Origin of the sequence: Methylophilus medardicus, assembly GCF_006363955.1 — a bacterium.
Taxonomy (GTDB): domain Bacteria; phylum Pseudomonadota; class Gammaproteobacteria; order Burkholderiales; family Methylophilaceae; genus Methylophilus; species Methylophilus medardensis.
Window position 1 is genome coordinate 2,015,194 of record NZ_CP040948.1, and the last position, 22,887, is coordinate 2,038,080.

At 51.2% G+C, this 22,887-nt stretch carries 23 protein-coding genes; 13 read left to right on the forward strand and 10 right to left on the reverse strand.

Annotation, left to right across the window (positions count from 1 at the left end; genetic code table 11):
- Positions 1 to 86: 86 nt before the first annotated feature.
- A complete protein-coding gene (locus tag FIT99_RS09545; RefSeq protein WP_223261173.1) occupies positions 87 to 668 on the reverse strand; it encodes a hypothetical protein in 582 nt (193 codons plus the stop codon).
- Positions 669 to 1,122: 454 nt separating this feature from the next.
- Between FIT99_RS09545 and ompR the strand changes: the two genes are divergently transcribed.
- Both ompR and FIT99_RS09555 read left to right on the forward strand, forming a co-directional pair.
- On the forward strand, positions 1,123 to 1,848 hold the full coding sequence (gene ompR / locus FIT99_RS09550; protein ID WP_140004073.1) for an osmolarity response regulator transcription factor OmpR: 726 nt from the start codon (positions 1,123 to 1,125) through the stop codon (positions 1,846 to 1,848).
- 23 nt (positions 1,849 to 1,871) lie between these two features.
- Entirely contained in the window at positions 1,872 to 3,185 is a 1,314-nt protein-coding gene (locus FIT99_RS09555) for a sensor histidine kinase (RefSeq protein WP_317616152.1), read from the forward strand.
- A 25-nt stretch (positions 3,186 to 3,210) separates the two neighbouring features.
- Here FIT99_RS09555 and cysG read toward each other — a convergent pair whose 3' ends face one another.
- Entirely contained in the window at positions 3,211 to 4,599 is a 1,389-nt protein-coding gene (gene cysG / locus FIT99_RS09560; RefSeq protein WP_140004074.1) for a siroheme synthase CysG, read from the reverse strand.
- 125 nt (positions 4,600 to 4,724) lie between these two features.
- Between cysG and miaB the strand changes: the two genes are divergently transcribed.
- Entirely contained in the window at positions 4,725 to 6,080 is a 1,356-nt protein-coding gene (miaB, locus tag FIT99_RS09565; protein WP_140004075.1) for a tRNA (N6-isopentenyl adenosine(37)-C2)-methylthiotransferase MiaB, read from the forward strand.
- Positions 6,065 to 7,021: a PhoH family protein gene (locus FIT99_RS09570; RefSeq protein ID WP_140004076.1), complete on the forward strand. Its 957-nt coding sequence runs from the start codon at positions 6,065 to 6,067 to the stop codon at positions 7,019 to 7,021. Before miaB ends, FIT99_RS09570 begins: the two co-directional genes overlap by 16 nt.
- Before the next feature lie 148 nt (positions 7,022 to 7,169).
- On the opposite strand, the gene FIT99_RS09575 is transcribed toward FIT99_RS09570, so the two are convergent.
- Entirely contained in the window at positions 7,170 to 7,781 is a 612-nt protein-coding gene (locus FIT99_RS09575; RefSeq protein WP_140004077.1) for a glutathione S-transferase, read from the reverse strand.
- The gene (locus FIT99_RS09580) at positions 7,781 to 8,797 is read right to left on the reverse strand and encodes a quinone-dependent dihydroorotate dehydrogenase (RefSeq protein WP_140004078.1); all 1,017 of its coding nucleotides are present in this window, start codon (positions 8,795 to 8,797) and stop codon (positions 7,781 to 7,783) included. The genes FIT99_RS09575 and FIT99_RS09580 overlap by 1 nt, the downstream gene beginning before the upstream one ends.
- Positions 8,798 to 8,960: 163 nt before the next feature.
- Between FIT99_RS09580 and FIT99_RS09585 the strand changes: the two genes are divergently transcribed.
- Positions 8,961 to 9,086: a DUF3149 domain-containing protein gene (locus FIT99_RS09585; RefSeq protein WP_140004079.1), complete on the forward strand. Its 126-nt coding sequence runs from the start codon at positions 8,961 to 8,963 to the stop codon at positions 9,084 to 9,086.
- Positions 9,087 to 9,138: 52 nt separating this feature from the next.
- On the opposite strand, the gene FIT99_RS09590 is transcribed toward FIT99_RS09585, so the two are convergent.
- Positions 9,139 to 13,008, reverse strand: a complete 3,870-nt coding sequence (locus FIT99_RS09590; RefSeq protein WP_140004080.1) for a DUF3683 domain-containing protein — start codon at positions 13,006 to 13,008, stop codon at positions 9,139 to 9,141.
- A gap of 95 nt (positions 13,009 to 13,103) precedes the next feature.
- Between FIT99_RS09590 and FIT99_RS09595 the strand changes: the two genes are divergently transcribed.
- Genes FIT99_RS09595 through FIT99_RS09605 form a run of 3 tightly spaced genes read left to right on the forward strand, consistent with a single transcriptional unit; the run spans position 13,104 to position 14,768 of the window.
- Positions 13,104 to 13,610 (forward strand): TlpA disulfide reductase family protein, encoded by a 507-nt coding sequence (locus FIT99_RS09595; protein WP_140004081.1) that lies wholly within the window; start codon positions 13,104 to 13,106, stop codon positions 13,608 to 13,610.
- Positions 13,611 to 14,021: a CopD family protein gene (locus FIT99_RS09600; RefSeq protein WP_140004082.1), complete on the forward strand. Its 411-nt coding sequence runs from the start codon at positions 13,611 to 13,613 to the stop codon at positions 14,019 to 14,021.
- A gap of 6 nt (positions 14,022 to 14,027) precedes the next feature.
- Positions 14,028 to 14,768, forward strand: a complete 741-nt coding sequence (locus tag FIT99_RS09605) for a hypothetical protein (protein WP_140004083.1) — start codon at positions 14,028 to 14,030, stop codon at positions 14,766 to 14,768.
- A gap of 61 nt (positions 14,769 to 14,829) precedes the next feature.
- On the opposite strand, the gene FIT99_RS09610 is transcribed toward FIT99_RS09605, so the two are convergent.
- Positions 14,830 to 15,327, reverse strand: coding sequence for an SRPBCC family protein (locus FIT99_RS09610; protein ID WP_140004084.1), 498 nt, complete (start codon positions 15,325 to 15,327; stop codon positions 14,830 to 14,832).
- Between the two features lie 150 nt (positions 15,328 to 15,477).
- Here FIT99_RS09610 and FIT99_RS09615 point away from each other — a divergent pair, with 150 nt between their 5' ends.
- The 5 genes from FIT99_RS09615 (at position 15,478) to FIT99_RS09635 (ending at position 19,275) form a co-directional block, all read left to right on the forward strand.
- Positions 15,478 to 16,044 carry a TetR/AcrR family transcriptional regulator gene (locus FIT99_RS09615; protein ID WP_140004085.1) on the forward strand — a complete coding sequence of 189 codons (567 nt, stop codon included), beginning with the start codon at positions 15,478 to 15,480 and terminating at the stop codon, positions 16,042 to 16,044.
- Positions 16,045 to 16,126: 82 nt separating this feature from the next.
- Complete coding sequence (locus FIT99_RS09620) at positions 16,127 to 17,095, forward strand: carbohydrate kinase family protein (RefSeq protein ID WP_140004086.1); 969 nt, start codon at positions 16,127 to 16,129, stop codon at positions 17,093 to 17,095.
- Between the two features lie 29 nt (positions 17,096 to 17,124).
- Complete coding sequence (locus FIT99_RS09625; protein ID WP_140004087.1) at positions 17,125 to 17,583, forward strand: outer membrane lipoprotein; 459 nt, start codon at positions 17,125 to 17,127, stop codon at positions 17,581 to 17,583.
- A gap of 152 nt (positions 17,584 to 17,735) precedes the next feature.
- A complete protein-coding gene (locus FIT99_RS09630) occupies positions 17,736 to 18,524 on the forward strand; it encodes a GNAT family N-acetyltransferase (RefSeq protein ID WP_140004088.1) in 789 nt (262 codons plus the stop codon).
- 1 nt (position 18,525) lies between these two features.
- Positions 18,526 to 19,275: a lysophospholipid acyltransferase family protein gene (locus FIT99_RS09635; RefSeq protein ID WP_223261174.1), complete on the forward strand. Its 750-nt coding sequence runs from the start codon at positions 18,526 to 18,528 to the stop codon at positions 19,273 to 19,275.
- On the opposite strand, the gene chrA is transcribed toward FIT99_RS09635, so the two are convergent.
- From chrA to FIT99_RS09655, 4 genes are all read right to left on the reverse strand, one after another.
- Positions 19,272 to 20,636, reverse strand: a complete 1,365-nt coding sequence (gene chrA / locus FIT99_RS09640; RefSeq protein ID WP_140004725.1) for a chromate efflux transporter — start codon at positions 20,634 to 20,636, stop codon at positions 19,272 to 19,274. The genes FIT99_RS09635 and chrA overlap by 4 nt on opposite strands.
- Positions 20,614 to 21,390: a sulfite exporter TauE/SafE family protein gene (locus tag FIT99_RS09645; protein ID WP_317616153.1), complete on the reverse strand. Its 777-nt coding sequence runs from the start codon at positions 21,388 to 21,390 to the stop codon at positions 20,614 to 20,616. The genes chrA and FIT99_RS09645 overlap by 23 nt, the downstream gene beginning before the upstream one ends.
- Positions 21,391 to 21,393: 3 nt before the next feature.
- Positions 21,394 to 22,233 (reverse strand): symmetrical bis(5'-nucleosyl)-tetraphosphatase, encoded by an 840-nt coding sequence (locus tag FIT99_RS09650; protein WP_140004089.1) that lies wholly within the window; start codon positions 22,231 to 22,233, stop codon positions 21,394 to 21,396.
- Between the two features lie 78 nt (positions 22,234 to 22,311).
- Positions 22,312 to 22,815 (reverse strand): c-type cytochrome, encoded by a 504-nt coding sequence (locus FIT99_RS09655; RefSeq protein WP_140004090.1) that lies wholly within the window; start codon positions 22,813 to 22,815, stop codon positions 22,312 to 22,314.
- Positions 22,816 to 22,887 lie beyond the last annotated feature (72 nt).

Genomic DNA, 22,887 nt, shown 5'->3' on the forward strand with positions numbered 1-22,887 from the left:
AATCACACGGTCAGCGTCAAAACAAGGGGGTGCGGCAAACCCGCATGCACGGAAAATGGAATGCTGGAGGGCATGTTGGCTAAGCGTTAGCTGGGGCGTTTACGGATCACTGAAACATCTTTGCCAGTGGCATTGAGAGGACTGTTGGCTGGAATAACTGAATTTGGCGATTTAGGTTTGCTTCTGGCTTTTGCATCCGCGTCCGATTCGTTCATGATTGATGCTTGCGCTTGGGTCTTAGCCTCGGCTTCACGCTGCCGCTCGACCATCTTGGCATAGGCATTTTCAAGCTCATCCAAAGTAATCACCCCATTGCCATCGAGATCAACATAAGAAAAATGTCGCGCGACTTGTGGCAGGCACAAGGTAGCCTCTTCGCGGTCCAACGACTCATCGTTGTCGCGGTTACATTCATTAAAACGCTGCGAAATGCTGTCATGCATCGCCTTGCGTTTTTGCATCATGGCTTGGTGGTCAGGATCGGTGTTACGGGCGTAATCTGAAAGGGCTTTACGCAAACGGGCGCGGTCTTCTGGGCTGAAGTTGTGTTCTAGGGTTTTAGACAGGCCGACATCATCATTCTCCACCATGCGATTGTCAGATAGCCGAATTGGCATCTTTAGATCAGCAAAAGCAGGCACCGCCAGCAACATGGTCGTTGTTAGCAAAAAAACCTCTTTCAAATGTTTGTTCGCTCTACACATCCACATCCAAACGTAATACCTTCGTTCCTGTTTCACTCATAGCGTTTAAACCATCTATTCAAAGTAAAACCAAGAAAATAAACATCACAGATATCGCCTGACTTTAAAATCAGGCTGACAAACATAACGCAACCATGGTCAAGGCATCAACAGATTTAACAAAAAATAGCTTGTTTCATGACCATCGCTACCATTTTCAGGGGGCTATCTTGCCTCACGATTGTAAATGCAATGTTTCATCATTCACGCTATTTGTAACCAAGTTGTAACCATGCCCATTTCTTGCGGCATACGGCTTGGAGTATAATAATAAAGATAAGTTTTACGGCTAAGCCGTTTTAATGTCCATTGTCAGGTCATCCTGTTGGAGACCAAGCGCGTTAACAGACACGCCCGCTTCTGTGTAAAAAGGTACGTAATGGCAGAACAGTTAAAAAAAATATTGATGGTAGATGATGATTTGCGGATGCGCGAACTTTTACAGCGCTACCTGACAGAACAAGGCTTCAATATCAAATCCGTTTCCGATGGTAGAGAGCTCGACAAAGCCATGGCAGCAGAGAGCTTTGACCTGTTAATTCTCGACCTGATGTTGCCCGGCGAAGATGGCCTTGCCATTTGCCGTAGGCTACGCGGCGCCAATCATGTAACCCCTATCATCATGCTGACCGCGCGTGGAGATGAAGTGGATCGTATCGTTGGTCTGGAGATGGGCGCCGACGACTATCTGCCCAAGCCGTTCAACCCGCGTGAGTTACTGGCCCGGATCAATGCAGTATTACGCCGCCACGAAATCACCCCAAAACAGGTGGTCGAAGAAAAAAATGCCTCTTTCCAATTTGGCGAGTTCGTGTTCGATATCAACACACGCAGCCTCACCAAGAATGGTGTACCCATCACCATTACCAGCGGCGAATTTACACTGCTCAAAGTGTTCACTGAGCACCCACGTCAACCTTTGTCGCGCGATCGCCTGATGCAGCTAGCGCGAGGGCGTGAGCTGGATGTGTTCGATCGAAGCATCGATGTGCAAGTGTCACGCCTACGCCGCATCATCGAGCCTGACCCTGCGCATCCTCGCTATTTGCAAACCATGTGGGGCTTTGGTTATGTCTTTATTCCAGACGGTGAAGCACCGCAATAAGCGGCCCGCCTGAAGTCACACCCGTGCGCTTACTGCCTCGCAGACTGCTCTCTCGCATCATGTTACTGATCGCCATTTTATTGGCGGTCAGTATCTATGCTTCGCTCAAAATCTTTGATTACTTCGATCGTGAACCAAGAGCGACTGCGGCAGCTTTGCAAGCAGTGACCATTGTGAATTACACGCGTGCATCTTTAATCGCCTCCCACGAAAACCGCAGACTCGCCCTATTGTCTGAGCTCTCCGGACGCGAAGGCGTACGTGTGTATGCCGCAGACTTTTTAGAAGATATTGAACCACTCCCGCTGGATCCGTTCATCAATTTGGTCGCGCAAAAAATCCGTGAGCGCTTAGGCGAAGAGACCATTATCACAGTCAATCACTACGATATTCCTGGTCTTTGGATTAGCTTTAACGTTGGACAAGATGATTTCTGGGTGGTGATCCCTAAAATTCAGGTCGACCGCCCTTTTCCATGGCACTGGCTAGGCTGGGCAGCGGTAGTCGGGCTATTGTCACTGATTGGCGGCTACCTGTTGACCGCGAGAATCAACCGACCGCTGACCATGCTGGTGCATGCCGCCGAGCGCTTGCGTAACGGTGAACCCGCGCCCAAATTACCCGAAGACAGCGTAGAAGAACTCCGCGAAGTGACGCACACTTTTAATGAAATGGCTGAGTCTTTGGCCAGGCTGGATGCAGAGCGCACACTATTGCTGGCTGGCGTATCGCACGACATTCGGACGCCTTTGGCGCGCTTGCGGCTGGCGGTTGAAATGCTGCCGCAAGAAGCGGACTACATGAAACACGGCATGATTGAAGATATTTCTGATATGGATAATATCATTCACCAGTTTTTAGACTTTGTGCGTGGGGTGGAGGGGGAACCGACCCGCATGATGGACATCAATGATTTGCTGCACGCCTTGGCAGAACGCCAGCGCCGTGCGGGCCGCGAACTGAAAGTCTCATTGGGTCCGAAGTATTTTATTCCGATCCGCCCGCTTGCCATGCAGCGTTTGTTGGACAACCTCGTCGGCAATGCCTACAACTACGGCAAAGGAAAAGTAGAAGTGCGCAGCCAAGTGATGGCCGACAAAATCGTGATTAGTGTGCTCGACAACGGCCCTGGCATCCCCCCTGAACATGCCGAGCGCTTATTGCGCCCATTCGAGCGCATGGATAGCGCCCGCAACAAATATGAAGGCGGCAGTGGCCTCGGACTGGCCATTTGCAACCGGATTGCCACCTTACATAGCGGGCAACTCGCCTTACTCAATCGGCCGGAGGGCGGGCTGGAAGCCAGGCTCTCGCTGCCGATTTTGCCCAATGCTTGATACCCGCACGCAGGCGCTGCATTGACTATTCCGCTGGCGTAAACCAGTTAAGTCGCGCGCGCAACTTCACGACCTCTCCAATAATTGTAAGGCTAGGCGGTTTCAAGCCAGCAGCAGCCACTTCGGCCGCTAAGTGTTGCAGGGTAGATTCCACCACCCGCTGCTTTTGTGTTGTCCCCTGCTGAATCACCGCAGCAGGCATGTCGGGCGACACGCCTTGCGCGATCAGATTGCTGCAAATTTGCGCCAAGCCCACCAAGCCCATATAAATAACCACGGTTTGATTCGGCCGTGCCATCGCTTGCCAGTCGAGATCTACCGTGCCATCTTTCAAATGCCCGGTAATAAACAAGCAGGCTTGTGCATAATCTCGGTGCGTTAGGGGAATCCCCGCATAAGTGGAGACGCCATTGGCTGCCGTAATTCCGGGCACGACTTGAAATGGCACGCCATGCTGCATCAGGGTTTCAATCTCTTCACCACCGCGACCAAAAATAAACGGGTCGCCGCCTTTTAAGCGCAAGACACGCTTGCCCTCAAGCGCGAGCCGCGCCAGCAATTGGTTAATTTCTTCTTGCGGCAACGTATGCTGGTCGCGTGATTTACCCACAAACACCAACTCGGCATCGCGCCGCACCAGCTCCATCACCTCTTTACTGACTAATTTGTCATAGACGCAAACATCGCATTGCTGCATCAAGCGCAACGCCCTAAAGGTGAGCAAATCGGGATCCCCCGGCCCACCACCCACTAGATAGACTTCACCGCGGGTGGGCGCATCTTCCGTTTGTTGCAATAATGACGCTAGCAGCTCGCGCGCCGCGTGCTCTTGGCCGGACAATACCCGCTCGACCAACGGCCCATTGAGGACATCCTCCCAAAAACGGCGCCGTGCGGGCATATTGGTAAACTTGGCTTTCACTTGCTCACGAAACTCACCCGCAATATTCGCGATTCGGCCATACGCCGCAGGCAACATGGTTTCAATCTTGCTGCGAATGTGCCGCGCCAGCACCGGCGCATTGCCCTCACTAGAAATCGCGATCACGATTGGACTGCGGTCAATAATAGACCCCATGGTAAAGGTGCATAAGGCTGGCGCATCAACCACATTCACCGGGATATTCAGGCGTTTAGCGGCAATAGAAACGGCCTCATTCACCGACTCATCATCGGTGGCTGCAATGACTAAACAAGCACTGGTCAACTGCTCAGCGTGAAACTCAGCCGGTACGTACGCGATCTCCCCTTGCTCAGCCAGCACACGCAACTCATCGCACAACGCAGGAGAAATAACAGTAATCTGACCCTGTGCCTTGCGCAACATCAGCACCTTACGTGTGGCAACATCGCCCCCGCCGATCACAATACAAGGTCGTTGCGCAATATTAAAAAAAATCGGTAAGGCTTGCATGAAACTAGGCTTGTATAAAAAAGCTTATTTTACCGCAGAGCCTCGGTGACCGGGGATTGAATGTGACCTAGGGTTTCACCTGCAAATACGCTAAAATACTGTTTTTGTGAGAAATTTAGCCTTTCATGAAGCAGGACAGCGGAAAAAAAATATTCATCAAGTCGTTTGGTTGCCAGATGAACGAGTACGATGCCTCACGCATGGTGGATCTCATGCGCGAACATGATGGGATGACCCAGACCGACAACATGGAAGAAGCGGATGTGATCCTGCTCAACACCTGCTCGGTGCGTGAAAAAGCCGAAGAAAAAGTATTCAGCCACCTTGGTCGCATGATTCCGCTCAAACAAAAAAACCCCAATCTAGTGATTGGCGTCGGCGGTTGCGTCGCCAGCCAAGAAGGCGATGCGATTATCAAACGTGCCCCATATGTGGACGTAGTGTTTGGACCGCAAACCTTGCACCGCCTGCCCGCACTGATCCAAGCCAAGCGCACTGAAAACAAACCGCAGGTCGACATCACCTTCCCTGAAATTGAAAAATTTGACCATTTGCCGCCGCCACGCATTGAAGGCGCCACTGCCTTTTTAAGCATCATGGAAGGCTGCAGTAAATATTGTAGTTTTTGCGTGGTGCCTTACACGCGAGGCGAAGAGTTTTCGCGCCCGTTTGAAGATGTGCTGACTGAGGCCATACAACTGGCGGAGCAAGGCGTCAAAGAACTCACCTTGCTTGGACAAAACGTGAACGCCTACCGTGTGCAATATCAAGGCATTGAGGCAGACTTGGCCTTACTAATTGAGACCATTGCTGAGATTCCACAAATTGAGCGTATTCGTTATACCACCAGCCACCCGAACGAAATGAGTGAGCGTCTGATTGCCTGCCATGCGACGGTGCCCAAACTGGCCAATCAATTGCACCTGCCGGTGCAAGCCGGCAGCGATCGTATTCTGATGGCGATGAAACGTAACTATACGACGCTGCAGTACAAAGGTCTGATTCGCAAACTCAAAGCAGCCAATCCGGCGCTGACCATCACGAGCGACATCATCGTGGGCTTCCCTGGCGAGACGGAAAAAGACTTTCAAGCCACACTCAAACTGATGCGCGACGTTGGCTTTGATTACAGCTTCAGCTTTTTATACAGTCCGCGGCCGGGCACCCCGGCCAGCTATCTGCCAGACGAGACGCCTACCAGCGAAAAAGCCGCATGGCTGAAGCAGCTGCAAACTGAAAACGAAGCCAATGGCGATGCGATCAGCCGCGCCATGTTAGGCACGGTGCAACGCGTGCTGATTGATGGGCCTTCTTGGAAAGACCCAGGCCTGTTAGCGGGCAAAACCGACAATGGCCGCGTAGTAGATATTGCAGCCGACGCACGTTTTATCCATCACATGGTCGAAGTCAAGATCACCGATGTCTATAACCCCAAACGCCTGGTTGGCGAAATTGTGAATGAAGCATGGAAATTACCCTAACGCCCGAAGACAATCTGATGCTGGCTAACTTATGTGGCCCACTCGATGAAAACATCCGCCAATTAGCCAATGGGCTCGATATTGACATCAACCGTCGTGGCAACACATTTCACTTAAGCGGCACACAAAGTAATATGCGGCTGGGCGCACAATTGCTAGAGAATTTCTATGGGCGCGCAAAAAAACCAATCGAGCTGGAAGATATCCAGCTAGGGTTAGTAGAAATCGACAAACTCAAACCCGAGCAAGTCGCCAGTAGCCACATGCCGGCATTGATGACGCGGCGCGGCGACCTGCATGGCCGCACACCCCGTCAGGTCAGCTATTTGCAGCAAATTCAAGACCACGATATTACGTTTGGTATCGGCCCAGCAGGCACCGGCAAAACCTATCTCGCCGTCGCCAGTGCGGTAGATGCCATGACGCGTGATCGGGTGAAAAGAATTGTATTGGTCCGACCGGCGGTAGAGGCCGGTGAACGTCTAGGCTTTTTACCTGGCGACTTGAATCAGAAAGTGGATCCCTACCTGCGCCCTTTGTATGACGCGCTATATGACTTGGCGGGCTACGATACCGTGAATAAAATGTTTGAACGAGGAGCGATTGAAGTCGCGCCGCTTGCTTACATGCGCGGCCGCACGCTGAACCAAAGCTTTATTATTCTAGATGAAGCGCAAAATACAACACCTGAACAAATGAAAATGTTTTTAACTCGTATCGGCTTTGGCACCAAAGCGGTGATCACAGGCGACGTGACACAGATTGACTTACAGCGTCACCAGAAAAGCGGCCTAGTAGAGGCGCAGAAGATTCTCAAAGACGTGAAAGGCATAGCCTTCACGCACTTTCTGTCACAGGATGTCGTTCGACATCCGTTGGTACAAAAGATTATCAACGCGTATGAGAAGTTTGAGTTAAACGCGCAAAAAAATGAATCCTAACCGGGGTGACTGGCCTAGCGATTTCATCTGCTCACACACCACAAGCAAGCTAGGTTAGCGTTGATTTGAAAACGAATGCGCGGCTCACGCTTTAGTTTTATTGTATTCTCTTTTTCGGCCATATAACGGCTAGGTTTGGATTCAGGGCTTAGGCCTTGAAGGCAGGAAACTTCTGCATCACCTCGACGAACAACGGACTTTCTAACCAGCCCGCTAACCATGCGCTGAGTTGCGGATAGGGGCCAGTTGCAAACCAATCGGCATCCACCGCGGCAAATTGCCTGATAAACGGAAAAATCGCAACATCGACCAAACTGGCAGATCCCCCCAACAGATAGGCATGTTGCTGCAAAGCGGTTTCTAACGTTTGTAAAAACTGCTCCCCCTGTTCACGGTAAAACTGTTGCGAATGCTCGGGGTAACGCTCTGGATATTTGTAGCGGTCGAGCGCCTTTTTAAATGCGCCATCGTTGCTGTGAATCAGATGATTCACGGCCTGCGGGTCCGCATTCAGCCAGCCTTGAGCATCGCTCTGCGCAAGGGCCCATTGCATAATATCTAGGCTTTGCTCCAACACCTTACCGTCTGGCAGTTGCAAAACCGGCACCGTGCCTTTCGGCGAAATCTGTAATAAATGGGCTGGCTTATCACGCAAGGAGACTTCGCGCACTTCGACCGATATCTGCGCTGCCCATAAGGCCATGCGGGCACGCATGGCATACGGACAGCGACGATAGGAATATAAAATAGGCAGCGCCATTACATTAGCGCTTTGCGACAGTCCGTAATGAGCTGCGGGCCTTTATATATCAGCCCGCTGTACAGTTGCACCAAGCTGGCGCCTGCCGCCATTTTCTCTTTGGCATCCTCGCCATTTAAAATACCGCCGACACCGATAATCGGTAAGCTGCCCTGGAGCGAAGCCGCCAGCGTTTGAATGACACGGGTTGACCCGGCTTTGACCGGCGCGCCAGATAGCCCACCCGCTTCCTCAGCATGGGGCAGACCCGCTACCGCATCACGCGCCAGCGTGGTATTGGTGGCAATCACGCCATCCATGCCATGCTGCATCAGCAACTCGGCGATTTCCTGCACTTGTTCGGTGGTCAAATCGGGGGCAATTTTCAATGCCACCGGCACATATTTACCATGCACCTGCGACAAGATTTTTTGCTCCGCTTTAAGGGTTGCCAACAACTGGCCCAGCGCGTCTTTTTCTTGCAGGGCGCGCAGGTTTTTGGTATTCGGTGAAGAGATATTGACCGTGATATAACTGGCGTGGCTATACGCTTTACGCATGCAAATCAGATAATCCTCGGCAGCCCGTTCATTCGGCGTATCAAAGTTTTTACCAATATTAATGCCTAGAATGCCTTTGAACTTGGCCGCTTTCACGTTTTGGATCAATTGATCCAGCCCCAAGTTATTAAAGCCAAAGCGATTAATAATGCCCTCTGCCTCTGGCACACGAAATAAGCGCGGTTTAGGGTTGCCAGGTTGTGCACGCGGCGTGACGGTCCCCACCTCAATAAAACCAAAGCCGAGTGCTGCCATGCCATCAATCACCGCAGCGTTCTTATCTAAGCCCGCTGCCAATCCCACTGGGTTAGGAAACGTCAGGCCCATGACTTGAGTGGGTTGATCTGGCAAACGGCTGCCGAGCAATTGCAGTAAGCCCCATTGTTCGGCGCGCTTGAGTGACTGCAACGTCACATCGTGCGCATGTTCTGCTTCGAGTTGAAACAGCAAAGGCTTCAGTAGTGGGTAAATATTCATGCGTTATTTCCTAACAGTCTTACATCGTGCGCGCTTGGCTTGATTTAAGCGATGATTGCGTGCATCACTTTTGCGTTACATCAAAAACCACCTCACAAATCGGGTTCAAAATTATCCTCACATTCAATACTTATTAAATGACGCACTTACAGGAGGAACCCTGATGAAAATTTTGATTGATTTGTTTTCTACGGATTATGGTTTGATGAGTTTTATCGTCATTGCGATTATTTTTTTGGTGATGACTTGGGCGGGCGTTTATGTCACGCTCAAAGCTCGCCAAAAATAAACCAGAGCGTCGCGTACCAACACAAACCCCGCTCTCGCGGGGTTTGTATGTTTTACAGCAGTACTTTTTCAATCCCGCCGTTATTGGCTTTCTGAATGTAATCTTGCATCCAGTTTTCACCCAGAATATGCTTCGCCATTTCTACCACAATATAATCGGCTTCAATTCCGGTGTCGTCCCCATAACGTGACAATCCTTGCAGGCAGCTTGGGCAAGAGGTCAGGATCTTCACCGATTGCTCTGGTGCGCCCACGGTCAAGCCCATTTTCTCCATGCCTTTTTCAAGCTCTTCTTGCTTGCGGAATTTCACCTGCGTGGCAATATCAGGACGCGCAGCGGCGAACGTACCAGACTCACCACAACAACGGTCATTTAACGCAACGTCAGATCCCATCAGCTTGTTGGTGACTTCTAATGGTTTGTAAGTCTTCATCGGCGAATGGCAAGGATCATGGTACATATAACGCGTGCCAGTGACCCCTTGTAGCCGCATGTCTTTTTCCATCAGATATTCGTGAATATCGAGCAGACGGCAGCCTGGGAATATTTTCTCAAACTCGTACTTTTGCAATTGATCCATGCAGGTACCGCAAGAAACAATCACTGTTTTGATATCCAAATAATTCAGCGTGTTTGCAACGCGATGGAACAACACCCGGTTATCCGCGGTAATTTCTTGGCCTTTGTCGTGATTGCCAGACGCTGTTTGCGGATAACCACAGCATAGGTAGCCTGGTGGCAACACGGTAATGGCGCCGACTTCATACAACATCGCTTGCGTGGCCAAGCCTACATTCGAGAACAAGCGCTCAGAGCCACAACCCGGAAAGTAGAATACCGCTTCAGAGTCCTCGGTTACTTTTTGTGGATTACGAATTACCGGAATCATGGTGTCGTCTTCCACCCCCAGCATCGCACGCGAAGTTTTGGATTGCATTTTCTTCGGCATCGGGCGGTTGATGAAATGAATCACCTGCGCCTTGATCTCAGCCTTACCAACCGTGGCTGGCGGTGCCTTTTTGTCTTTCAGCAATCCAAATTTCTTTGCCAGACTGTTGGCAAAATTAATCGCTTTGTAACCGAAGCCGATCATGGTGGCGCGCAAAAACTTGATGGTGGCTGGATCTTTAGCATTCAGATACAACATGCCTGCTGCCGTGCCGGGATTGAATTTCTTCTTGCCCTGTTCGCGCAGGAAATTGCGCATTTTGACCGACACATCACCAAAGTCGATATTAACCGGGCAGGGTTTTTCACAACGGTGGCAAACCGTACAATGGTCAGCAACATCGTTAAACTCGTCAAAATGCTTGAGTGAAATGCCACGCCGCGTTTGCTCTTCGTACAAGAAGGCCTCAATCAGCAATGAGGTCCCCAAAATTTTGTTGCGCGGAGAGTAAAGCAAGTTTGCGCGTGGCACATGGGTAGAGCACACCGGCTTACACTTACCACAACGTAAGCAGTCAGAAATATCATCGGCAATCTCACCGATTGCAGATTGCTCCATGATGATGGATTCTTGCTCCAACAACCCAAAGCTTGGCGTGTAAGCGTTCTCAAGGCCGGAGCCCATCATCAGCTTACCTTTGTTAAAGTGACCGTTCGGGTCGACTTTATTTTTATAGGTGGCAAAGGTATCGATCGTGGCTTGGTCCAAGAATGCCATTTTGGTGATACCAATACCGTGCTCACCAGAAATCACGCCATTGAGACTACGCGCCAAATGCATCACACGTTCGACCGCAGCATGCGCGTCTTGCATCATGCCATAATCGTCGGAATTCACCGGGATGTTGGTGTGGACGTTGCCATCACCAGCGTGCATATGCAACGCAATAAACACGCGGCTCTTCAATACCGTCTTTTGGATCTCGTCTAATTTGTCGAGAATCTTCTGAAACTCACGACCGACAAAAATATCCGCCATCGGCCGCTTGAGTTCACGCTTCCATGACACGCGCAAATCGTAAGATTGCACGGCACGGAACACATTCTCATACTGCGCATAAGGCTTACCAAACTCACCGAGCACACTGACAGGCTCGTCCAGTGTGTTCAAAATCATGCGCCATTTTGCGCGCAAGTCGCGCAACAATTGCAAAGCGATATTTTGTTTAGACTTCACTGCTTCTGGATCGGCATTGCCGTCTTCATCCGGCTGCAAGGGCAAATCGCCCTGCATAAACGTTTCAAGTACATCGACTAAACGTAATTTGTTTTGAATCGACAACTCAATATTGATGCGCTCGATGCCATCAGAGTATTCACCGAGGCGTGGCAATGGAATCACCACATCCTCATTGATTTTGAAGGCATTGGTGTGGCGGGCAATGGCGGCAGTACGTGAACGATCTAACCAGAATTTTTTACGCGCTTCTGCAGAAACGGCGATAAAGCCCTCACCATCGCGGGCGTTACACATACGAACGACCGCTGAAGCCACTTCGCCTACCGCGTTCTCATCGTCAGAGGCAATATCGCACAACAACACCATTTTTGGGCGCTGCTGACGCGCAGCCTTGGTCGCATAGCCGACCGCTTTAATGTAGCGCTCATCCATGTGCTCCAAGCCTGCCATGATCACTGCCGGCGTGTGCTTGGCGGTCGCATCGAGATGGTCTTTGATTTCTACAATTGCAGGCACGGCGTTGGACACGTTGCCAAAAAATTCAAGCGCAATGGTGCGCACGTGCTTAGGCATGCGGTGCAAAATAAAAGTAGCAGAGGTAATTAAACCATCGCAACCTTCTTTTTGAATGCCAGGCAGACCAGACAAAAATTTATCTGTCACGTCTTTACCCAAGCCTACTTTACGAAAACTCGGCCCCGGAATCTCAAGAATTTCTGGCTCGGACAACAGATTTTTATGATCAATGTCGTAGCGGCTGATCTTAAAACGCGCCAGTTCAATATCGTGGATCTTGCCCAGATTATGGTCGAGGCGTTCCACCTCCAACCAAGTGGCATCTGGCGTCACCATCCGCCACGAGGCGAGGTTATCCAGCGCAGTGCCCCACAACACGGCTTTTTTACCACCGGCGTTCATGGCGACGTTACCGCCAATACAGCAAGCATCAGCAGAGGTCGGATCGCAAGCGAATTCCAGCCCTGCCTCAGTCGCCGCTTCCATGGCACGACGTGTTACCACACCGGCGCCACACTCAATCGTTGCGACTTGGCGCGACACGCCAGGTAAAGTACGCATCTGCACACCACTGTGCTGGTCTAGCTTTTCGGTATTGATGACGGCTGATAGCGGCGTCAAAGGAACGGCACCGCCGGTATACCCCGTGCCACCGCCACGCGGAATAATGGTTAATCCCAATTCGATACAAGCGCGTACCAAATAAGAGATTTCGGCCTCTGTATCTGGGTTCACGACGACGAATGGATACTCCACACGCCAGTCTGTGGCGTCTGTCACATGGGACACTCTCGCCAGACCATCAAACTGAACATTATCCTTACGGGTAAATTTGGTCAGTTTAGCCAGCGCTTTTTTACGCAACTCGGCAGTCTGCTTAAAATCATCCGCAAACTTTTCAATGGCTTTGGTCGCCGCGGCCACCAGCTTTTGCACTTTATCGTTGCCACCACTACGCTCGTTAATCGCAGCGATGCGGTGATACAGCGCCTCGATCAAGGCTTTGCGGCGCTTAGGATTTTCTAGCAGATCGTCCTGCAGGTAAGGGTTGCGCGAGACCACCCACAAATCACCCAATACCTCAAACAGCATGCGTGCGCTGCGGCCAGTCTTGCGCTCTGCGCGCAGGATATTCAAGATGTCCCAGACTTCTTCGCCCAGAAACCGAATCACGATTTCACGGTCAGAAAAAGAGGTGTAGTTGTACGGGATTTCGCGTAACCGCGTGAGAGGAGTAGAATTACGCTTTAACAAATCTGCGTTGACAGGTGCGTTCATTGATAATTTATCAAAAACAAAAGCTAATTATACCATGCCGTATTCTGCACAAACACGGTACTCCGGCTAGGGTTTTTGTCTAATCAGGTTTTCAGATGTCTACATTTAAATCTAAGTTAAAAAAATGGGTTGTGCCGGTGGTTGCATTGGCATTATTTGCTGGTTTAGCGATTGCTGTCATGCAAAAGCCACAAGCGCCCGATGTCACGTTTACCACGCTGACTGGCGAAAAAATCAGTATGCAATCTTTGCGTGGCAAGACCGTCTTGGTCAATTTCTGGGCAACAGATTGCCCCGGCTGCATCAAAGAGATGCCGGATCTGATCAACACCTACCAGCAATACAAAGATAAAAACCTAGTGGTGATTGCAGTGGCCATGCCATACGACCCGCCCGCGCAAGTAGCTAACTACACCCAAGAGAAAGCATTGCCTTTTAAGGTCATGCATGACGGCTATGGGGAAATGGTCAAAGCCTTCGGTGAGGTCAACCTGACACCCACCACTTTTATTTTTGACGCGCAGGGCAATCGCCTGCAAAAAACCATCGGTGAACTCAATTTCACCGCGCTCCGTCAACTGCTCGACCAGAAAGCCAGCTAAATGCTTTGGATTAAAGCCTTACACATTATTTTTGTCACCAGTTGGTTTGCCGGCTTGTTTTATTTGCCTCGCATTTATGTCAACCTAGCCATGGAAACCGACCCGCAAGCCCAAGCCAGATTGCTGTTAATGGCGCACAAACTCAACCGATTTATGCAACCGCTCATGTGGTTGGCACTGGCGTTTGGCCTGTGGCTTTGGCTTGTCTACGGGATTGGCGGCGGCTGGTTGCATGCAAAACTAGCGCTGGTGATCGCACTAATCGGCTACCACCATTATTGCGGCCGCTTGTTAAAGCAATTCCGCGCACAACAAAACCGTCGCAGTCATGTCTGGTTTCGCTGGTTTAACGAGGTCCCCGTGCTGATTTTAACCGTCGTGGTCATTCTGGTGACGGTCAAACCTTTTTAGTACAGCATGTTACATACCCTGTTGCAATCAGACTGGCTGATACGCATGCTGGACAAGTCCGGCAAGCAGGCCTCACACAAACTGTTGGGGCTGTTTAATGTGCTGGATGATTTGTTGTCCAGTCCCTTCGCGCAGCATCCATTGCATACGAGCGCAGTGAGCACGCCGCCCAATCGATTGCAAACCTATCTCACGACGCAGGCGCAACTGGCCGGGGCAAGACTGCCCGATATGTTAGCAAATCAGCTCTATTTTATGGCGCTGAGTGCCTGCCAAGAAAAACTGCAACACCCGCATTCCAGCGCGTTGCAACATGCCAAACAAGCCGCGCAAGCGTTGATTGATGAACAAACAAAACGCGAAATCAACTGGTTAGCCATTCGCAACTACAGCGTAGTCTTGGCCGCATTATTTAGCGGCGCGATTGGGGGTTATTATTGGCACATGCAAGTCACCCCCACGGCAACCCAAGTTAGCGAGGCCCCGCCACCGCCACCGCACCCGTTGTCGCAAGAGGCAAGCCCGACCGAGACCGCAGCCATTTACAGTCGCCTTGAAACCATGAAACACGGTGATTGCCGCTTAATTGAGGCGATTCAACTGCCGGAGCGATTAAAAAGCGTGTATGTCGAAAACGTCATTAACGGCCATGTCACGACCAACCGTGACGAGCAAATATTAGTCAATCAGCTGTTAGATCAAGTGAAATGCAACTACACGCCGAAGCTAATGGCAAACTCTAAATAACAGCCATTAAAAAAGGCCGCCACTCCCGTGGCGACCTTTTTTATCAAATCAAAACAACACTTTATTGAAACAATGTTTTCAATTGATTCAAACCGCCATCGTAAACACCTTTGATGGTATCTGATGCAGCTTTGTCATCTGCCGGTGATTTTGGCAAAAAGTGACTTTCCCAAACGACCACTGATTTACCATCGCCATTGCTATGAACGCTCACGGTTGAGGCGTATTCGTTCACTGGCAGCACGCCATCGGTGATTTTGTAAGAGTAGCTCTTGGCTTTTGCATTGAATGCGGTCAGGGTTTCGTTAATCTTTCCGCCGTCTTGCAATGTCAGCACACGCTTAGCACCAGCATGATTGTTTTTACCGGCGACGATTTCAGTTTTTGCTACGGCTGGATGCCAAGCGCCCAGATCACCAAAATCCGACACTTTTTTCCATACCACGTCAGCAGGCTGATTCAGCTCAACTGACTTGACCACGAAAAGTGGCTCGGCTGCAAACGCACTGCCTGCTGCTGCGATCAATGCTGCTAACACCAATGATTGAATTTGACGCATGACTTTCTCCTTGTGTGATTAATTAACCATAAAACTATACTATACGGTATAGTATATTTAACACGATAATCAAAATTAAAGCAATAGGATTTAATCCTTTGATAAAACCGGATGACTATACAAGTTTGTATAGGATGCTATAATTAAGTTATGAATGCTTTAAAACAAAAGATTCTTCAGGTTTCCACTGACCTGTTTCAGACCCGTGGCATTAACTCCACGGGCGTGGATACTATTGTGGCGGTCGCTGGCACCACCAAAATGACGCTCTATAAGTACTTTGAAACCAAAGAAGAACTGATCTTGGCGGTATTGCAACAAAGTCATCAAGACTTTCAGAACTGGATGAATGAAAGGCTGGGCGGATTAGGCGGCAGCCCAAACGAGAAAATACAGAAACTGTTCGAATTTATCGAAGAGTGGGTGACCTCTCCGTCTTTCACCGGTATTGCATTCATCAAAGCGTCGGCCGAGTTTCCCAACGAAGAAAATCGTATTCATCAGCTATCCTCTCAGCAATCTCGCGAGTTTCGGCTGTTTATCTCTAAATTGGCACAAGAGGCCAACATCAAAGACGCCGAGGGCTTGGCATTACAGCTCTCTATCTTGTTCGAAGGCGCCGTGCAGGCCGAGCAGATCAAACGTGGCTCTGGCGCCATCAAATCCGCCAAAAAAGCAGCAAAAACGCTGATTGATATTGCAATCAAGCAATCCTAAGCGCTTTGCAACAGGTTGCACTTGCCAGCCGCGTGGCTGGCGGCAATAATAGCTTTACTTTACTAATAGACAACCCTGATTCATGAAAATTCTTATTTGCGGCTCACTCGCCTACGACACCATCATGGTGTTTCCAGACCAGTTTAAAAACCATATTCTGGCAGACAAAATTCACAAGCTAAGTGTGGCGTTTTTAGTGCCTGAAATGCGGCGTGAATTTGGCGGCACTGCGGGCAATATCGGCTACAACCTGCAACTGCTCGAAGGTCAGCCTCAGATCATGGCAACGGTTGGCGACGACTTTGCGCCTTATCGCGCCTGGCTAGACCAGCACAATATTGATGCAACGCATATCAAGGCAGTGGACGGCACTTATACCGCGCAAGCGTTTATCACCACGGATATGGATGACAACCAAATTACTGCGTTTCACCCCGGCGCCATGCAATATGCACATGCCAACAGTGTGAATGACGCGCAAGGCATTGCATTGGCGATTATTGCGCCAGATGGCCGTGATGCGATGTTCCAGCATGCCAAAGAGTGTCACGAAGCGGGCATCCCGTTTATGTTTGACCCGGGACAAGGCTTGCCGATGTTTAATGGCGAAGAGCTGCTGCATTTTATTGAAATGGCCGACTACCTCGCGGTGAACGATTACGAGTCACAGGTCATCCAAGATAAGACAGGGTTAAGCTTGGCGCAACTGGCGTCAAAAGTGAAAGCGCTGATTGTCACCTTGGGTGGCGAAGGCTCGCACATTTATGCCGACGGTCAACGTCATGAAATTCCATGCGTTAAAGCAGAAGCACTGGTTGACCCAACCGGTTGTGGTGATGCCTACCGTGCTGGCTTGCTGTATGGCATTGTTCGCGGCTGGGATTGGCGTGCATGCGGCCGCTTGGCCTCTACCATGGGCGCTATCAAAATTGCGAGTCGCGGCGGGCAAAATCATCAACCAAGCCGTGCAGAGATTGAAAATATTTACAGTCATGCCTTGGTTCAGGATGCACTGAAAGAGGATCCGGCACTGCGACAGCCTGCCAACTAAATAGGCTTAACTAAAATAAGGAGATAAGAATGAAAACACGTGTATTGCAATGGCTGGCTGTAGCCGTGATCACAGCACTGTTGGGCGCATGTGCCAGCTCTAACTCTGGCGGCGTTTATTCGCGCGACGAAGCACGCAAAGCGCAAACCGTGAAAACGGGCGTGGTTGAGAGTGTGCGTTCGGTAAAACTCGAAGGCACTAAATCCCCGGTCGGCACCATTGCTGGCGGTGCCATTGGCGGCATTGCGGGTAGCACAGTGGGTGGCGGCAGAGGCAGTGCGATTGCAGCTGTGATCGGCGCCGTCGCAGGTGGGCTTGCCGGTTCAGCGGCGGAAGAAGTCGCGACCCGTAAAAACGCCTACGAAATCACCGTTAAATTAGACGGCGGTGGTTTGGTAGCGATTGTGCAAGAAGCCGATGAGCAATTCGCTGCTGGTGAACGCGTGCGTATCGTCGAAAGCGGTGGCACCTCGCGCGTCTCGCATTAAGCAAAAATTGTCATGCGAGAGCAGCCGATGGCTGCTCTTTTATTTTGTCCGCTCGCCCCCGCCATCAGCGTCACGTAACTGTCACACTACCGTCACCAATCGTTCACGGTCCCCTCCTAATATCTCGCTAACCTTCAATCAAGGAGTTGCTGATGTTAGAACACGCTCTACCAGAACAAGGCATATACACGCCTGAACGGCCATCGCTAGCCAATCCAGAACGCAAGCCGGCCAGCAGTTTGAGCGTCGCACTCGCGACCAATGCGGAGGAAGTCAGGGAGGCGCAACGACTACGTTATCAAGTATTTGCCGAAGAAATGGGCGCGCAAATTAAAGGCCATCATGGCTTAGACGTCGATGGCTTTGATGCTTTTTGTGATCATCTCTTGGTGCGCGACGACGCCACCCAACAAGTGGTTGGCACTTACCGTATTTTAAATCCGATGCAGGCAATGTTAGCGGGGGGATATTACTCCGCTGGCGAATTCGACTTAAGTCGCCTCGCCCCTTTGGCTGACCGTACGGTGGAAGTCGGCCGCGCCTGCGTGCATGCAGACTATCGCAATGGCGGCACCATTACCTTGTTATGGGCGGGCTTGGCCAAATATATGATGGCGCGTCAATATGAATATATGATCGGTTGCGCCAGCATCAGCATGCACGATGGCGGCCACACGGCAGCCTCCTTATTTAACAACTTGCGCGATGCCTACTTATCCCCTGCTGAATACCGCGTGTTTCCACATCATCCTTTACCGATAGATGCGCTGGATCAATCACTATCGGTGACTTGCCCGCCGCTCATTAAAGGCTATTTGCGACTCGGCGCCTATATTTGTGGCGAACCAGCTTGGGATCCTGCTTTTAATACGGCAGATATGCTGGTATTGTTACCCCTGTCCAGAATGAATCCCAGATATGCCGCGCATTTCTTGAAATAACTTGCAGTCCACACCTATTTTCATCCGCTGGTGGCGTATCGCCAGCATCGTTATGCATACCTTCACCGGGGTGGCGCTTGCCGCCCTGGTGTTACCCATCTGCAATCGCACCATGCGCCGTCGGCTCATCCAATGGTGGTGTACCCGCTTGCTTCGCTGCTTTAATCTGCGCGTCACCACCAGCGGTCAGTTGCCAGCGCTGCATCACCAAGGCCTGCTATTTGTTGCCAACCATATTTCATGGTCTGACATTCATGCCCTCAACAGCCTGCTACCACTGCGCTTTGTGGCTAAAATGGAGATCAAAGATTGGCCGGTGTTTGGCTACCTGGTGAGAAAATCCGGCACAATCTTCATTCATCGGGGCCGCAACCGCGATGCAGCACGGGTCATTCAAATTTGCAGCCAGGCGCTCAAACAGCATGACCACTTATGCGTGTTTCCAGAAGGCACCACCACCGAGGGCCTGAGTGTGCTGCCTTTTAAAACCAGCCTGATTCAAGCCGCGATTGAAGCCAAGACCATGGTGGTGCCAGTCGCGATCCACTACCCCTTGCCGGATGGAGAAGCCAATCTTGCCGCGGCCTATGCGGGCGATACGCAGTTGCTCGACTCGATGAATACTTATCTGCATATGCGGCAACCGACGGTGCATCTCCATTTTTGTGCGCCGATTGCAGCTGAGGGGCTAACACGTCAACAGCTGGCGCAACAGGCGCACGCAGAGATCACCGCAGCCTTATATGGTTAGCGTAAATACTGTATCGCCATCCCAATCACCGCATACACAGCAATCAAGGCAATGACGTTGCACTTGAATCTTGCCAGCGCCAACCAGGCCGCAAGTGCCAGGGCCATCGATAGCCAGTCCACGCCGGGGAACCACTGGCTTTGCAAAAATACGTGATAAGCAAAAAACAGCGCTAAATTTAAAATCACCCCCACCACCGCAGCGGTGATCGCGCTTAATGGCGCGGTCAAGCGGACATTGCCACGCGTAGTTTCTATCAAAGGCGCACCGGCAAAAATAAACACAAAACTAGGCAAAAACGTAAAAAAAGTGACCACCATGGCGGCCAATACACCGGCGACAAAAGGTGACGACATAATCGATGCGTGTTGCAGCCAGCCGCCGACGAATCCGACAAAAGTCACCACCATAATCAAGGGGCCCGGTGTCGTTTCACCTAATGCAAGTCCATCCATCATTTGTGCTGGATTGAGCCAGTGGTAGTGATCTACCGCGCCTTGATAAACATAAGGGAGCACCGCGTAGGCGCCGCCAAAGGTTAGCAAAGCCGCCTTGGTAAAAAACCAGCCCATTTGACTCAACACGCCCTGCCAGCCAAACTGCCAGACCAAGCCCGCCATCACGATTGCGCCCAATGCCAGACCAACGAGCACGATTCGCAACATGCGCGGCCATCTAAAATAGGCGTGATCGGGCGTTGGCGTGTCGTCATCAATCAGCGCGGGGCCATAGTGTAGACTGCTCGCCCCGTGCCCACCCAAACTAAACCAGTGCGGTGCCAACTGCCCGCCGATAAAGCCTAAGCAGGCAGCCGCCAGCACAATCAAGGGGAAGGGTGATTTGAACAAAAAAATGGCAATAAAGGCTAAGGCTGAAATAAGCCACATGATGCGATTTTTAAGCGCACGTGAGCCAATCCGATAGGCAGCGAATAATACAATCGCCACCACGGCGGGTTTAATGCCGTATAAAGCACCGGCTACCGTAGGCACATGGCCATAGGCCATATAGATCCAACCGAGTAATACCAACATGAAAAAAGAGGGCAATACAAACAGCACCCCAGCCATGATGCCACCCCAGGTGCGATGCATGAGCCATCCAATATAGGTAGCGAGTTGCTGCGCCTCCGGCCCCGGCAGCACCATACAATAATTCAGCGCATGTAAAAAACGCTTTTCTGAAATCCAGCGTTTCTGCTCCACCAGATCATGATGCATGATGGCGATCTGGCCTGCAGGGCCGCCAAAACTGATCAATCCGAGTTTCAGCCAATACCTGAAGGCCTGCATGCGCGTCACTAGTGCGGGTGGCGTGACGGCCACCGTTGCTGTGCCCTCAGAAGGATGTGGTGCCTGCATAGCCATCTAACCCCGTTTTAACAATCAATACAATCACTACCACGATAAACACCCGACGTATCAGCGCCGCACCATGCTTGAATGCGAGCATGGTCCCCACCACGCTACCAGCAATATTGGCCAAAGCCATGGCGAGGCCGACCTGCCACCACACCTGCCCAGCCGCAGCCAACGTTAGCAATGCGGCTAGATTGGTGGTCACATTCAGCACTTTGGCTGACGCTGAGGCCTGCAGAAAGTCTTGCCCCAACCACCGAACCAGCAAAAAAATAAAAAAACTTCCGGTGCCGGGACCGAAAAAACCATCATACCAACCCACCACTGCGCCGATCGCGAGCGCTCGCCATAAACGCAAGCGGGATGGATGGGGGTTCAGCGAGGACTGCAAGCCGAATTGCGGGTATTTGAGGGTATAGAGCAATACCATCATCAAGACCCAAGGCAAGCCTTTGCGTAAAAAGGCGGGATCCAACCAAGTGAGCGTCCAGGCACCCAATCCGGCACTGGCAAATGCGATCAGCGTCGCGGGCGCCAACCAAGCCCAGTCTAGCCGGATGCGCCGGCTATAACGCCAAGCGGCCACGCCAGTCCCTGCGACACTGCCACATTTATTAGTCCCTAAAAGAAGGACTGGCGGCGCCGCTGGATAAGCACTGAATAAAGCAGGCACCGTCAGTAGGCCGCCACCGCCGACCATGGCGTCTACCAGACCAGCCAAAAACGCGGCTGCAACGACCAAGCCCAGCGAAATCAAGGGTTATTCACCCACGGTGCCGGATGGCCGGTCACGTGCATCTAAAGGCACTTGGGTGAAATCACCGGTCTCAAGGCAATAAGCGGTTAATTGGCGCCCCCATAAGCAGCCGGTATCCAGCCCAACCACCCCTTGGCCCTGATACAAACCAAGTGCCGACCAATGTCCAAACAAAATAGTTTGCGGGTCATGCGCAGATTGGCGTGCTGGGTGCTTAAACCAAGGGTAATAGCCGACGGGAATATCCGCAACCTCTCCCTTGAAAGCAAATTCCATGGCACCGCTGTCATCCAGCAAGCGCATACGTGTCAAGGCATTGGTAATGGCCCGCAGACGATCCACCCCGCGCAAGTCGTCGTCCCAGCCGACGGGGTGGTTGCCATACATCTGCTGTAAAAATTCAACATAATCAGGCGATTGCAGCACGGTTTCAACTTCCGCCGCCAGCTGTCTTGCCTGGGCCAGCGTCCACTGCGGATAAAGCCCGGCATGCAGCATGGCAAAATCGTTTTCAAGCAGCATCAGCGGTTGCTGGCGCAACCAGTCAAGCAACTGACGGCTATCCTCCGCCGCAAAAAGCGCTGCCAAGGTGTCAAAACGATGCGGGGGTCGAATAGAATGTGCCACCGCAATTGCATGCAGATCATGGTTGCCGAGCACAATGCGCACCTGATCTTGGTGCGCATACAACCAACGCAACACCGCCAACGAACCCGTTCCGCGGTTAATCAGATCGCCCACCAGCCACAGGGTGTCCTGCCCGGGTTGGAAATCCAACCGCTCAAGTAAATGCATCAGGGAGTGATAGCAGCCCTGGATATCACCAATTGCGTATCTCGCCATGGAATCAACTTTGCCAGAAAAATCAGTTCACCAATAAAAAAGCCGCTTGAATCAAGCGGCTTTTTGCATATCCCAATGTTACTTTTTCAAACTGGCAGCATCAAATTTGGCGCCAGCCTGATTTGCCATGTAGGCTACTGCATCGGCCACTTCGTGGTCACTCAACTCAGCATTCCCGCCGCGGGCCGGCATGCTACGGATACCCTCAATGGCATGCTTGACCAACGTTTCGTAGCCTTGCGCAATACGTGGCGACCAATCGCTAGCAACGCCGATTTTTGGCGCACCTAAAGCACCTACGCCATGACAGGCAATACACACGCCTTTAACAATCTCTTCACCACTTTTTTCAACATGCGCACCGGCGGCTTCGGCCACTTCTACGGATGCCACTGGTTTAATATAGGCTGCCACTTTTTGCTCGACGGCATCTGTTTCCTCTTTAGAAGGCGCTGCTTTCTCGCTGCCAAATACACCAAAAAGGTAGGCCAGTAGCGACACAAGCAAAGTAAAACCGACAATGGCACCTGGAATCGCAATAATTAACTCTTTAATGCTTGAACCTTCTTTGTAACCAGACATATCCGTATCCCGTTGCGTTAGTAAAAATATTCACGCGATTATAACGCAGAACGACAGGACAGGAAACGCAGA

What these genes read in the sequence shown, in the direction of transcription:
- ompR (WP_140004073.1), top strand. Translation starts at nt 1,123, where the DNA reads ATGGCAGAACAGTTAAAAAAAATATTGATGGTAGATGATGATTTGCGG.
- cysG (WP_140004074.1), bottom strand. Translation starts at nt 4,599, where the DNA reads ATGCAAGCCTTACCGATTTTTTTTAATATTGCGCAACGACCTTGTATT.
- miaB (WP_140004075.1), top strand. Translation starts at nt 4,725, where the DNA reads ATGAAGCAGGACAGCGGAAAAAAAATATTCATCAAGTCGTTTGGTTGC.
- FIT99_RS09570 (WP_140004076.1), top strand. Translation starts at nt 6,065, where the DNA reads ATGGAAATTACCCTAACGCCCGAAGACAATCTGATGCTGGCTAACTTA.
- FIT99_RS09575 (WP_140004077.1), bottom strand. Translation starts at nt 7,781, where the DNA reads ATGGCGCTGCCTATTTTATATTCCTATCGTCGCTGTCCGTATGCCATG.
- FIT99_RS09580 (WP_140004078.1), bottom strand. Translation starts at nt 8,797, where the DNA reads ATGAATATTTACCCACTACTGAAGCCTTTGCTGTTTCAACTCGAAGCA.
- FIT99_RS09585 (WP_140004079.1), top strand. Translation starts at nt 8,961, where the DNA reads ATGAAAATTTTGATTGATTTGTTTTCTACGGATTATGGTTTGATGAGT.
- FIT99_RS09590 (WP_140004080.1), bottom strand. Translation starts at nt 13,008, where the DNA reads ATGAACGCACCTGTCAACGCAGATTTGTTAAAGCGTAATTCTACTCCT.
- FIT99_RS09595 (WP_140004081.1), top strand. Translation starts at nt 13,104, where the DNA reads ATGTCTACATTTAAATCTAAGTTAAAAAAATGGGTTGTGCCGGTGGTT.
- FIT99_RS09600 (WP_140004082.1), top strand. Translation starts at nt 13,611, where the DNA reads ATGCTTTGGATTAAAGCCTTACACATTATTTTTGTCACCAGTTGGTTT.
- FIT99_RS09605 (WP_140004083.1), top strand. Translation starts at nt 14,028, where the DNA reads ATGTTACATACCCTGTTGCAATCAGACTGGCTGATACGCATGCTGGAC.
- FIT99_RS09610 (WP_140004084.1), bottom strand. Translation starts at nt 15,327, where the DNA reads ATGCGTCAAATTCAATCATTGGTGTTAGCAGCATTGATCGCAGCAGCA.
- FIT99_RS09615 (WP_140004085.1), top strand. Translation starts at nt 15,478, where the DNA reads ATGAATGCTTTAAAACAAAAGATTCTTCAGGTTTCCACTGACCTGTTT.
- FIT99_RS09620 (WP_140004086.1), top strand. Translation starts at nt 16,127, where the DNA reads ATGAAAATTCTTATTTGCGGCTCACTCGCCTACGACACCATCATGGTG.
- FIT99_RS09625 (WP_140004087.1), top strand. Translation starts at nt 17,125, where the DNA reads ATGAAAACACGTGTATTGCAATGGCTGGCTGTAGCCGTGATCACAGCA.
- FIT99_RS09630 (WP_140004088.1), top strand. Translation starts at nt 17,736, where the DNA reads ATGTTAGAACACGCTCTACCAGAACAAGGCATATACACGCCTGAACGG.
- chrA (WP_140004725.1), bottom strand. Translation starts at nt 20,636, where the DNA reads ATGCAGGCACCACATCCTTCTGAGGGCACAGCAACGGTGGCCGTCACG.
- FIT99_RS09650 (WP_140004089.1), bottom strand. Translation starts at nt 22,233, where the DNA reads ATGGCGAGATACGCAATTGGTGATATCCAGGGCTGCTATCACTCCCTG.
- FIT99_RS09655 (WP_140004090.1), bottom strand. Translation starts at nt 22,815, where the DNA reads ATGTCTGGTTACAAAGAAGGTTCAAGCATTAAAGAGTTAATTATTGCG.